11 protein-coding genes and 1 pseudogene are annotated in these 10712 nt (G+C 68.4%); 4 read left to right on the top strand and 8 right to left on the bottom strand.

Annotated features, from left to right (window positions below; all coding sequences use genetic code 11):
- The 5 genes and pseudogenes from HTA01S_RS16640 to gspG form a co-directional block, all read right to left on the bottom strand.
- Window positions 1–535 (bottom strand): annotated as a pseudogene (locus tag HTA01S_RS16640) (type II secretion system protein GspK); the annotation flags it as partial.
- Between the two features lie 95 nt (window positions 536–630).
- Window positions 631–1368: a PulJ/GspJ family protein gene (locus tag HTA01S_RS16635; protein ID WP_068173859.1), complete on the bottom strand. Its 738-nt coding sequence runs from the start codon at window positions 1366–1368 to the stop codon at window positions 631–633.
- Window positions 1369–1533: 165 nt separating this feature from the next.
- A complete protein-coding gene (gene gspI, locus HTA01S_RS16630) occupies window positions 1534–1920 on the bottom strand; it encodes a type II secretion system minor pseudopilin GspI (protein WP_068173858.1) in 387 nt (128 codons plus the stop codon).
- A gap of 127 nt (window positions 1921–2047) precedes the next feature.
- Complete coding sequence (locus tag HTA01S_RS16625) at window positions 2048–2521, bottom strand: prepilin-type N-terminal cleavage/methylation domain-containing protein (RefSeq protein WP_068173857.1); 474 nt, start codon at window positions 2519–2521, stop codon at window positions 2048–2050.
- Between the two features lie 108 nt (window positions 2522–2629).
- Window positions 2630–3103, bottom strand: a complete 474-nt coding sequence (gene gspG, locus HTA01S_RS16620) for a type II secretion system major pseudopilin GspG (RefSeq protein ID WP_068173856.1) — start codon at window positions 3101–3103, stop codon at window positions 2630–2632.
- Window positions 3104–3215: 112 nt separating this feature from the next.
- Between gspG and HTA01S_RS16615 the strand changes: the two genes are divergently transcribed.
- Genes HTA01S_RS16615 through HTA01S_RS16605 form a run of 3 tightly spaced genes read left to right on the top strand, consistent with a single transcriptional unit; the run spans window position 3216 to window position 6326 of the window.
- Window positions 3216–3716 (top strand): type II secretion system protein N, encoded by a 501-nt coding sequence (locus HTA01S_RS16615; protein ID WP_245638111.1) that lies wholly within the window; start codon window positions 3216–3218, stop codon window positions 3714–3716.
- Window positions 3717–3729: 13 nt separating this feature from the next.
- The gene (locus HTA01S_RS16610) at window positions 3730–5688 is read left to right on the top strand and encodes a DUF294 nucleotidyltransferase-like domain-containing protein (protein ID WP_245638110.1); all 1959 of its coding nucleotides are present in this window, start codon (window positions 3730–3732) and stop codon (window positions 5686–5688) included.
- A complete protein-coding gene (locus tag HTA01S_RS16605; protein ID WP_068173854.1) occupies window positions 5685–6326 on the top strand; it encodes a 3'-5' exonuclease in 642 nt (213 codons plus the stop codon). Before HTA01S_RS16610 ends, HTA01S_RS16605 begins: the two co-directional genes overlap by 4 nt.
- 6 nt (window positions 6327–6332) lie before the next feature.
- Here HTA01S_RS16605 and cobT read toward each other — a convergent pair whose 3' ends face one another.
- On the bottom strand, window positions 6333–7370 hold the full coding sequence (gene cobT, locus HTA01S_RS16600; RefSeq protein ID WP_245638109.1) for a nicotinate-nucleotide--dimethylbenzimidazole phosphoribosyltransferase: 1038 nt from the start codon (window positions 7368–7370) through the stop codon (window positions 6333–6335).
- 81 nt (window positions 7371–7451) lie between these two features.
- Window positions 7452–9077, bottom strand: coding sequence for a threonine ammonia-lyase, biosynthetic (gene ilvA, locus HTA01S_RS16595; RefSeq protein ID WP_084236182.1), 1626 nt, complete (start codon window positions 9075–9077; stop codon window positions 7452–7454).
- A 232-nt stretch (window positions 9078–9309) separates the two neighbouring features.
- On the opposite strand from ilvA, the gene HTA01S_RS16590 reads away from it, so the two are divergent.
- Window positions 9310–9759 (top strand): OsmC family protein, encoded by a 450-nt coding sequence (locus tag HTA01S_RS16590; RefSeq protein ID WP_068173852.1) that lies wholly within the window; start codon window positions 9310–9312, stop codon window positions 9757–9759.
- A gap of 22 nt (window positions 9760–9781) precedes the next feature.
- Here the strand turns inward: HTA01S_RS16590 and coq7 are convergent, their stop codons facing one another.
- Window positions 9782–10435, bottom strand: a complete 654-nt coding sequence (gene coq7, locus HTA01S_RS16585) for a 2-polyprenyl-3-methyl-6-methoxy-1,4-benzoquinone monooxygenase (protein WP_068173851.1) — start codon at window positions 10433–10435, stop codon at window positions 9782–9784.
- Window positions 10436–10712 lie beyond the last annotated feature (277 nt).

The following is a 10712-nucleotide window of genomic DNA, read 5'->3' as shown; positions in this document are numbered from 1 at the left end:
CTGAACCTGAACCTGAACCTGAACCTGAACCTGAACCTGAACCTGAACCTGAACCTGAACCTGAACCTGAACCTGAACCTGAACCTGAACCGGTTCGGGTCGTCCGCACGACGTTCATGAAATTCATGCGCGACTGCTGGTCGATCACCTCGCCCGACAGAAAGGCCTGCAGGGCGTCGTTGTCGGTGTTGTTCTTGTCCACTGCCAGAAAACTGCTGAGGCGGGCTTCCTCCAGCGGCACGGCCCAGGGTTCACCCAGGTGGTCGACATTGCCGCTGCTGCGCCCGCTGCGGGCGTCTTCGCGCAGGATCAGACGCGACCAGTCCAGCGCGCCGGTCAGTATCCAGCCGGCCTGCAGGCGCTGACGCTCGGCCGTCTCCACCTCGATGGCTCGCCACTGCTGCCACAGCGCCGCCGTCGCCAGCGTGGCCACCAGCGCGACCGTCAACATCGCCAGCAGCAGCGCCGCGCCGCGCTGCCGCGCAGCGGCGGAGCCCCGGGGCGCGCCCGATGGGCGCGGAACGCAAGGGGGCATGGTTTCACCGCCGGGCCGCCCCCAGGTGAAACAGCCCCCTCGGGGGGCAGCGACCCGCACAGCGGTGGAGCGTGGGGGCATCACCACCATCGTGATCACCGCCCGGCCTCCAGCGTCGGGCGCACCCAGTCGCGCACGACGGTGCCCGAGAGGCTCTGTTCTCCCGAGAGGGTGAGCACCAGGCGCACGCCATTGGGCATGGCGGCCAGGTTGGCGGGAGAACTGTCGGCGGCCTCGGTGCCGACCGCCGAGAGCGGGTTGCTCCAGGTTTCACCCCGGTGGTAGAACAACTGCCATTGCTTGATGCCCATCAGCGCAATGGCGCTGTCGGTGCTGGTGTTCTCTGGCAGAGTGCCGCCGCTTTGCGCCCACTCCGCCGCCCGTTGCCAGGCGCGGGCCAGTTCGTCGCGCCGACGCAGCGGGGGCGACTGCCAGCGCGCCCATTGCCCGGCGCCCAGCATGGCGGCCGTGCTGCCGGCGGTCTGGGCCACGCCGCTGGTGTGGGTCCAGGCCACCACCCGCAGGCCCGGGCTGTCGAGGCCGGTTTCGGCGCTGTCACGGCGTGTCAGGCGCAGCACCCGGCCGTCGAAATCGAGCATGCTCACCTCGCCGGTTTCCACCACCGCGTCGAGGTCGGCGGCCCACTGACCCAACGCCGCCTGCATGCGCATCAGATCGTCGGAGCGTTGCTGGGTGAGGGTCTGCGTGCGGGTCATGCCGTCGATCGAGCGCCAGCTCAGCAGCGCCAGCATGGACATCACCGCAATGGCGACCAGCAGCTCGATCAGAGTGAAACCCCGCGACTTGCGTCGTAGAGGACTGTCGCGACGCATGCAAGCGTCCAACCGATGGGCACCGAGGCCGCGAGGGTTGTCCGGAGCGCAGTGTCTCAGCCCAGAACGCAGCGGAACCGGCTTTGCCGGGCCGCATTGCGTTGCCCCCTTGAGGGGGTAGCGCGAAGCGCTGCGGGGGTGCTTCATTCCACGGGGGGGCTTCATTCAATACCTCCCCATCACCGTGGACAGGCTGAGCAGGCGTGCGACCACGCCGTCCACCGGCGCTTCGACCACCGCGTCCACGCGCCGGAAGTTCGGGTTGGGGGTGGGCTGGACCGACAGCCGCACCTGCAGCATCTGGCCCGCCTGCTCGCAGGCCACGGTGCTCTCCCCCACGCTGGGCAACTGGCGCGTCAGGCGCAGCCGCGCGAATTCGTTCTCGGCGCAGAGCTGGGCCAGCCACTGGTCGCTCTGGCGGCTGGCGGCGCGTGTGAGTGCACCGGTGGCCTGCACCCCCGCGGCCAGGGTGATGGCCACCACCGCCAGCGCCACCAGGATTTCGATCAGGGTGAAACCGCCCGCGCGCCGCTCTCGCTGGCGAGGGCTCACTGGAGTACCTTCGCCCTGCAGGCTGCGGTGCGAGCTCGCTTGGGATCGGCCCGGCGCGGCGCTCACTGGACTACCCTCCGTGCTGCGCACTGCGGGGCTGAGCGCCTTCGGAACGGCCGGGCGGCGCTCATGGCACGGGCTCCTCGGGCACCACCTTGAAGGGCGCCAGCCCATCGGTGGCCAGCGTGAGGCGGCGTTCGCCCTGCTGGATCACCAGGCGCTGGGCCGCGATCAGCGGTTCGGGGCCCAGGGTCAGCGTCTCCGCGCCCACGGGTTGGGTGATCTGCGGGTGGGTGTCGGGCTGCAGCCAGCTGCGGGCGCCGGCCAGCGGGCTGCCCTCCCGGACCGCGTGGCCGATGAACTCGAAACCCTGATCCGAACCACGCCAGAGCACCGCCACGCCGCTGGTGCGCGACTGCGCCCGGGCCGACTCCAGCAGGGCCGACAGGCGCAGGCCTTCGCGTTCCAGCAAGGTGGCATCGTTGTCGCGCAGGGCGAAGCTCACGCCGGCCGTGGCTAGCGCCACGATGGACACCACCACCATCAGCTCCAGCAAGGTGAAACCCCGGCTTCCATGGGCTTGGAGGCGCTTGCCGCTCATGATCGAATGCCTTGGGCCTGGCGCGCGAGCTGTCTGCATCCAGCCGGTGCCGACGAGCCGGCGTTGCCGGTCAAAGGGCACCGTCCCCCAGGAGGGAAGCGGGCGTGTTCATTGCCAGCTGCCGACGTCGGCATCCCTGGCTTCGCCGCCCGGCTGACCGTCGGCCCCCAGCGACAGCACATCGACTTCGCCGTGCACGCCGGGGCTCAGGTACTGGTAGGGTCGGTTCCAGGGGTCGGCCGGCAGCTTGTCCAGGTACGGGCGCCAGTTCGGCGGCACCGGCGCGGTGGTGGGGCGGGCCACCAGGGCGTTCAGGCCCTGCTCGGTGCTGGGGTAGCGCTGGTTGTCCAGCCGGTAGAGCTTGAGCGCCTGCATCAGGTTGTTCACGTCGGTGCGGGCGGCGGTCACCCGCGCGTCATCGGCGCGGTCGAGCACATTGGGCACGATCAGCGCGGCCAGCACGCCGATGATGACCAGCACCACCATGAGTTCGATCAGCGTGAAGCCACGCTGCAGCGCCCGGCGTGCTGGGCCGTGCGCGGGGTGGGTGCCGGGTGTGGGCGGAGGGCAAAGGCGTTTCAAATCGATCTCCCGAATCGGGCCTCAAGCGGGCTGGCGGCGCGACCTGGAGACAAGACACGTCTCGTGGGCGCCAGCCCCGGGGGCGTGACAAACGGTCGATCATAATGCGGCCATGAACAAGGTGGCACTGTCTGGTCGTTGGAGATTACCCCTCGCGGGCCTGTCGGGTGGGGGCGTCACCGCGCGCGGCTGGCCGGCCTGGATGGCCGGACTGCTCTGGCTGTTGGTGGGGCTCAGCGCCGGCTACTGGGTGCTGCTGGCCTGGGGGCGCGGCCCCATGGTGCCGGTGAGCGCCTCGGCCGCCAGCCTGCCGCAGACCGATGTGGCCCTGGTGGCCCGTGCACTGGGGTCGTTTCCCCAGGTCGCGACCGAAACCGCAGCACCTGCGCCGCCCGCCACGCGGTACCGGCTGGTCGGCGTGGTGTCCCGGCGCAACCAGAGCGGCGCGGCGCTGATCGCGGTGAACGACCAGCCGCCGCGCCCCTACACCGTGGGTGCGGTGCTGGAAGGCGAACTGGTGCTGCAGTCGGTGGAGCGGCGCGTGGCGCGGCTGGGCCCCGCCCTCAACGGGCCGAGCACCGTGGAACTGGAACTGGCGCCGGTCGCCGACTGATGGGGCTCGCCGCTTGAACCCCGCTGCGCCCCCGGACCGACCGCATGGCGCGCAGGCGGTCCCTGCCAACGCCGCCGACCCGTTGCTCAAGCCCTCGGGCAACCTGTTGAACAACCTCTGCCTGGAGTTGCAGCGGCATCCGCCGTTCAACGAAATGGAGCCGGCCCATGTGAAGGCCTTCGTGGCCGCTTCACGCCAGGCCTATTTCGCGCCGGGCGAAGCGGTGGTCCGTCCGGAGGACGGGCCGGTGCGCGAGCTGTTCTTCATCCGCCGCGGGGCCATCACCGGCAAGCGCGGTCTGTCGGACGTGGCCGGTGGCGCCTTCCAGTACGAGGCCGGTGACCTGTTTCCCATCAGCGCCGTGCTGGCCCGGCGTGCGCCCACCACCACCTACAGCGCCACCGAGGACACGTTCGTGCTGGGCCTGCCCGCTGACGAGATGCAGGCGCTCGCCGAAACCAGCCCGGTGTTCGGCGACTTCCTCAACCGCCGCATCCTGAAGTTTCTGGACCTGTCGCGTGCCGCCCTGCAGGTGGTCTATGCCTCGCAGGCGCTGGCCGAACAGTCGCTGGAGACCCCGCTGGCCCAGCTGTGCCACAAGGCGCCCGTGACCTGCTCACCCGACACGCCGCTGCAGGACGTGCTGTCGCAGATGCACCGCCTGCGCATCGGCTCCATGCTGGTGGTCAACCCCGCCGGCGAGCCGGTGGGCATCCTGACCCGGTACGACATCCTCGGCCGCGTGGCCCTGGCGCAACTGCCCATGGCCACGCCCATCGCGCAGGTCATGGTGCAGCCGGTGCACAGCCTCACCACCGCGCACACCGCGCAGGACGCGGCCCTGCTCATGTCCCAGCACGGCATCCGCCATGTGCCCATCACCCGCGAGGGGCGTGCCGTGGGCATCGTCTCCGAGCGCGACCTGTTTGCCCTGCAGCGCCTGAGCCTCAAGCACGTCAGCGGCAGTATCCGCAACGCGGCCGACGTGCCCACGCTCAAGCTGGTGGCGCACGACATCCGGCGTTTCGCCCGCAGCCTGCTCGGGCAGGGCGTGCAGGCCAAGCAGCTCACCGCGCTCATCAGCCACCTCAACGACGTGTTGACCGCCCGCCTGCTGGAGATCAAGGCGGCGGAGCACGGGCTCGATCCGCAGCGGTTCTGCTGGGTCGCGCTGGGCTCCGAGGGGCGCGGCGAACAGACCATCGCCACCGACCAGGACAACGCCCTCATCCTCGCCGACCCGGCCGATGGACCACCCCACGACAAGGCGCGCCTGCTGGCCTTTGCCCGCGAGGTGAACGAAGCGCTGGACGCCTGCGGCTACCCGCTGTGCCGGGGCAACATCATGGCCAGCAACCCGGACTGCTGTCTCACCGAGAGCGAATGGCGGCAGCGGTTTGCCCAGTGGATCGACCAGGGCTCCCCCAACGACCTGCTCAACGCCAGCATCTATTTCGACTTCCGTGCCCTCGCGGGCCGGCCGGCGCTGGCCGCCGACTTGCGCGAATTCGTCACCCGGCGCGCCGCGGCCAACCCGCGTTTCCTGCGCCAGCTCGCGGTCAATGGCCTGGCGCATGGCGCGCCGCTGAACTGGCTGGGCCAGATCGACACCACCCCGGTGGACGGCGTGGCCACGCTCGACCTCAAGCTGCAGGGCACGGCGATCTTCGTGGACGTGGCGCGCCTGTACGCGCTGGCCCGCGGTGTCCCGGCCACTGGCACGCGCGAACGCTTCGAGGCACTGGGGCCCCTGCTGGGTGTGCCTCCGCACGAGCACCAGGCCTGGGTCGGCGGGTTCGAGTTCCTGCAGATGCTGCGGCTGCGCGCCCAGCTCGATGGCACCACCGTGGGCGACAGCGCCAACCGCATCGCCGTGGGCGGACTCAACGACATCGACCGCCGCATCCTCAAGGAGACGCTGCGCGTGGCGCGCACCCTGCAGCAGCGGGTGAAGCTCGACTACGAACGATGAGCGCTCTGCCGCAGCGGGTCCATGCGTGGTGGCGGCGCCTCCTGTCCGGGCACCGTGCGGGCGCGGCCGGGCGCCCCGAGCTGGAGCGCTGGGTGGTGCTCGATGTGGAAACCAGCGGGCTGGACGTCTCCCGGGACAGCTTGCTGGCGATCGCCGCGGTCGCCCTGCGGGTGGACTGGGCGCGGGGGCGCCTGGACATTACCCTCGGCGACAGTTTCGAAGTGCAGCTGCTGCACGGCGTGGGCGAACAACGCCAGCGTGCCGGGCTGGAGCCCGCGGCGGCGCTGCAGGCCTTGGCCGACTTCGTGCAGTCGTCCCCCTTGCTGGCGTTTCGCAGCGGGTTCGATGAAGGCCTGATTGGGCGTCATTGCCAGCAGCACCTGGGCCGCCGGCTGACCAACCCCTGGCTGGACCTGGAGTCTCTCTGTGCTCTGACGCAGGGCGGCGTACCGGCCCGTTCACTCGATGACTGGCTCCAGCATTTCGGCATTGAGTGCGCGCAACGCCACCAGGCCGCCGCCGACGCCCTGGCCGAGAGCGAGTTGCTGCTGCGCATCTGGCCCGCGCTGTCCCGCCAGTGTCGTGGCTGGGACGATGCGGCCCGTCTGGCTGGCCACCGGCGGTGGTTGAGGGACTGAGGGCGGTCAATGACCGCGTTGGGGTTCCAGCAAGCGTTGCGCCGCCAGCAGCAGCGGCCACGCGAGCAGGGTGCCCACGCCTTGCCCCATGCGCAGTTCCATGTCCAGCAGGGGCTGTGCCTGCAGGTGGATCAGCAGCAGGCGGTGGCCCGGCTCTGCCGAGCGGTGGGCAAAAACCAGGTAGTCCGCGCAGGCCGGTACCAGGGCGCGGGCGACCAGGGCCGCCGCACTGGCCACGAAACCGTCCACCAGCACCACCCGCCGCTCGCTGGCGGCTTGCAGCATCGCACCCGTCAGCATCGCGATCTCGAAGCCACCCATGGCCGCCAGCACTTCCAGCGGCGCGGTGGCCTTGCGGTGCCGGCTGGCGGCGGCGAAGAGCTTCTGCAGCTTGTGTTTCAATTGGGTTTCGTCCAGCCCACTGCCGCGTCCGCAGGCGTCGGCCAGCGGCACGCCGCACAGCCGGGACAGCATCAGCGCCGCGCAGGACGTGGCCGCCACACCGACGTCGCCCAGTGCCAGGAGGTTGCCCGGCAGGTGGCGCACCACATCCATGCCCGCGTGCATGGCGGCCACGGCCTGGGTGATCGACATCGCGGGACTCAGCACCATATTGCGCGTGCCGTAGCCGATCTTGCGCGGCAGCAGGGTGGCGCTGGGCACGGTATCGCTGGGCAGGTTGATGTGGGATGCCAGGCCGGCATCCACCACCGTCAGGTTGAAACCGTGCAGTTGCGCCAGGCTGTTCACCACCGCGGTGCCCTGCAGCATCTGCAGCACGCGCAGGCGGGTCGTGTCCTGGGGGAACACGGAAACCCCCTCATCGGCAATGCCGTGGTCCCCCGCGAACACGAGGATCTGGGGGGCCAGAAAAGCGAGTGGGTCGAACTGCGTCGGATCGGCATGCTGTATGCGTGCCAGTTGCAGCGCCAGGGCCTCGATGCGACCCAGGGCATGCTCGGGCAGTTCTTTTCTTGAGAGACGCCCGCGCAGTTCGACCTCCAGCCCGGCGTCGGCGGTGGGCGAGATCGGGGGGAGCCGCAAGCCATGAATCTCTTCCCGGGGGCTCACATCCTCTGGGACGGGAAGGGTCGCGGTGTTCATGGGTACTTGGACTCGTGGGGGTCAGCTCTTGAGGAACAGACGGTACACCGGATTCTGGGTTTCTTCCACATACGGATAGCCCAGTGTCTCCAGGAACTTGGCAAAGGCCTTGTCGTCCTTGGCCGGGACCTGCAGACCCACCAGGATGCGGCCGTAGTCGGCGCCCTGGTTGCGGTAATGGAACAGGCTGATGTTCCAGCCCGGACGCATCAGGCTCAGGAACTTCAGCAGGGCCCCCGGGCGCTCGGGAAACACGAAGCGCAACAGCCGCTCGTCCTGTGCCAGCGGAGAATGCCCGCCCACCATGTGGCGGATGTGTTCCTTGGCCAGGTCGTCGTGGGTGAGATCCAGCGTCTCGAAGCCGTGTTTGCCCAGTGTCTGGGCGATTTTTCCGGACTCGCCTTTGCCCTGGGTGGTCAGGCCCACGAACACGTGCGCCAGCCGGTCGTCGTGAATGCGGTAGTTGAACTCGGTCACGTTGCGTGCGCCCTTGCTGCCGCCGAACGCCGGCAGGTCGCCGATCAGTTCGCAGAAGCGCCGGAAGCTGCCGCGTTCCTCGGGGATGGTCACGGCCAGCAGCGCTTCGCGTTCTTCGCCCACCTCGGCCCGCTCGGCCACGAAACGCAGCCGGTCGAAGTTCATGTTGGCGCCACACAGGATGGCGGCGTAGGTTTCGCCTTTCGTCTTGTGCGTGGACACGTACTGCTTGATGGCGGCCACCGCCAGCGCCCCCGAGGGTTCAACGATGCTGCGCGTGTCGACAAAGATGTCCTTGATGGCGGCGCACACCGCGTCGGTGTCCACCACCACGAACTCGTCCACCAGTCCGCTGGCGATCCGGAAGGTTTCTTCGCCCACCAGCTTGACCGCCGTGCCGTCGGCGAACAGACCCACATCCTGCAGCGTCACGCGCCCACCCGCGTTCACCGACTGCAGCATCGCGTCCGAATCGATGGTCTGCACCCCGATCACCTTGATCTCAGGGCGCACCGCCTTGATGTAGTTGGCCACGCCGGAAATCAGGCCGCCACCACCAATGGCGACGAACACGGCGTCCAGATGGTCCGAACCCAGGCTCTGCAGCTGGCGCAGGATCTCCATCGCAATCGTGCCCTGTCCCGCGATCACGTCCGGATCGTCAAAAGGATGCACGAAAGTGAGCCCCTGCTTCTTTTGCAGCGCCAACGAATGGGTGTAGGCGTCGGAGTAGCTGTCGCCGTGCAACACGACCTCACCGCCCAGTGCGCGCACCGCGTCCACCTTGACCTGGGGCGTGGTGGTGGGCATGACGATGACGGCCCGGGTGCCGAGCTTGTGTGCGCCCAGCGCCACGCCCTGGGCATGGTTGCCGGCCGAGGCACAGATCACGCCTTTCTGGAGCTGATCCTCCGACAGGTGGGCCATCTTGTTGTACGCCCCGCGCAGCTTGAAACTGAACACCGGCTGCTGGTCTTCCCGCTTGAGCAGCACCGTGTTGTGCAGGCGGCGACTCAGATTCTTCGCGGGTTCAAGGGCCGATTCCACGGCCACGTCGTAGACCCGGGCGGTCAGGATCTTCTTCAGGTAGTCGGCCGGCCCGAGCGTGGTGACGGGGGATGGACTGGGCAAAACTGGGCTCGGGGCGGGTTTTTGTGGGCGGGCGGGCATGGGGGTTCCTCGGCCGTCATCATATCGAGCCGCCATTCGGGCAAAAAAAACCCGGACTGGCGAACCGGTCCGGGCTTAAATCCACCCGTGGAGGGTAGAGGAGACAACCTTAAATACAATGGCGCCAGTATAGCGCTGCCATGCTGCGGCGCAACATGGCAGCGGGGGTTTTGCTTTGTTTTTTTAGAGAGTCTCCCCGAACTTCGTCATTTTTGTCACGCCAGGACCCCCTATGGAATGCACTGTCACCTGGACCGGCGCGGCCGGCACCCGCTCCCACATGGGCTTTGTCGCTGAAACCGGGAGCGGCCACGTTCTGGCCATGGATGGCGCCCCGGACGCAGCCAAACCGGAAAACGGTGGCGCCAATCTGGCGCCGCGCCCGATGGAAACCGTGCTGGCCGGCACAGGAGGGTGCACCGCCTACGACGTGGTGCTGATCCTCAAACGCGGACGCCACGATGTCCGCGGCTGCAGCGTCAAGCTCACCACGGAGCGCGCTGAAACTGATCCCAAGGTGTTCACCAGGATTCACATGCACTTCACGGTGACCGGCAAGGCCATCCCGCCCGCGGCGGTGGAGCGCGCCATTGCCATGAGTCACGACAAGTACTGCTCGGCCAGCATCATGCTCGGCAAAACGGCCGAGATCACCACAGGTTTCGAGGTGCTGGAGGCCTGATCGGGTGGGGTGCCGCGGCGCGTCAGATCCGATGCGCCACGGTGGTCATGACCTTCGCCGCCAGTTTCATCAGGCTCTTGACCGGCATGGGCAGTTCGGACGCGCCCGCGTGTTGGGCCTGCCGGGCGTGGCGGGCCTCATCCTCTTTCATCTGCGCCACGATGGCGCGCGAGGCTTGGTCCTGGGCCGGCAGCCGCTCCATGTGACTGGCCAGGTGGGCTTCTACCTGGCGCTCGGTTTCCACCACGAAACCCAGGCTGACGCCAGGCCCGAAACGCCCCGCCAGCAGGCCCAGGCCGAAAGCCCCCGTGTACCACAGCGGATTCAGCAACGACGGCCGCGCGCCCAACTCGTCCAGCCGGGTTCTGGTCCAGGCCAGATGGTCGGTTTCTTCCCGGCCCGCTGCCTCCAGTTGCGCTGCCAAGGCGTGATCGGGTTGCCGTCCTGCATTGGCGCTGCGGGCAGCGAGCGCCTGAGCGGTGTACAGCGCCTGGGCACAGACCTCGCCCATATGGTTCACACGCATCAAGGCGCCGGATTGCACGCGTTCGGCGTCACTCAGATGAACCTCGCCACCTGCTTGCGGCAGTAGCGGGCAGTCCCGCGATGCCCTGGGCGCGACGAACAACGTGCGCAGGGCCGAGTCGGCGGCGATCAGCATGGCATCCATGGGCATGGTGAGAGGTTCCGTTCTTGAATCAAGTGCGCATGAGTATGCCGTCTGGCGTGTTGGGATACCGGGTCGACACGGGGATTGCCACCGCGGCACTTCAAGATGCCTTTCGCTCGAGAAAGCGCCAGCAGCGGAGGAGGGCATGCAGCTGCAGGCGCTGCTCATCTTGATGCGTCCCGGAGTGTCGTTCGTGAGCAACAAAACGGGGTGGGATGACTCAGGGTTTACCCACGAATGCGGCTCATGGCGTGGCGGCCGCCGGTGCATTCTGGTGCAATGG

Source organism: Hydrogenophaga taeniospiralis CCUG 15921 (assembly GCF_001592305.1).
GTDB classification, from domain to species: domain Bacteria; phylum Pseudomonadota; class Gammaproteobacteria; order Burkholderiales; family Burkholderiaceae_C; genus Hydrogenophaga; species Hydrogenophaga taeniospiralis.
This window is presented reverse-complemented; position numbering and strand designations above follow the sequence as displayed.

Excerpts from the sequence above, each read along its gene's own strand:
- HTA01S_RS16635 (WP_068173859.1), bottom strand. The coding sequence starts at position 1,368 with ATGCGTCGCGACAGTCCTCTACGACGCAAGTCGCGGGGTTTCACTCTG.
- HTA01S_RS16625 (WP_068173857.1), bottom strand. The coding sequence starts at position 2,521 with ATGAGCGGCAAGCGCCTCCAAGCCCATGGAAGCCGGGGTTTCACCTTG.
- HTA01S_RS16615 (WP_245638111.1), top strand. The coding sequence starts at position 3,216 with ATGAACAAGGTGGCACTGTCTGGTCGTTGGAGATTACCCCTCGCGGGC.
- HTA01S_RS16605 (WP_068173854.1), top strand. The coding sequence starts at position 5,685 with ATGAGCGCTCTGCCGCAGCGGGTCCATGCGTGGTGGCGGCGCCTCCTG.
- ilvA (WP_084236182.1), bottom strand. The coding sequence starts at position 9,077 with ATGCCCGCCCGCCCACAAAAACCCGCCCCGAGCCCAGTTTTGCCCAGT.
- HTA01S_RS16590 (WP_068173852.1), top strand. The coding sequence starts at position 9,310 with ATGGAATGCACTGTCACCTGGACCGGCGCGGCCGGCACCCGCTCCCAC.
- coq7 (WP_068173851.1), bottom strand. The coding sequence starts at position 10,435 with ATGCCCATGGATGCCATGCTGATCGCCGCCGACTCGGCCCTGCGCACG.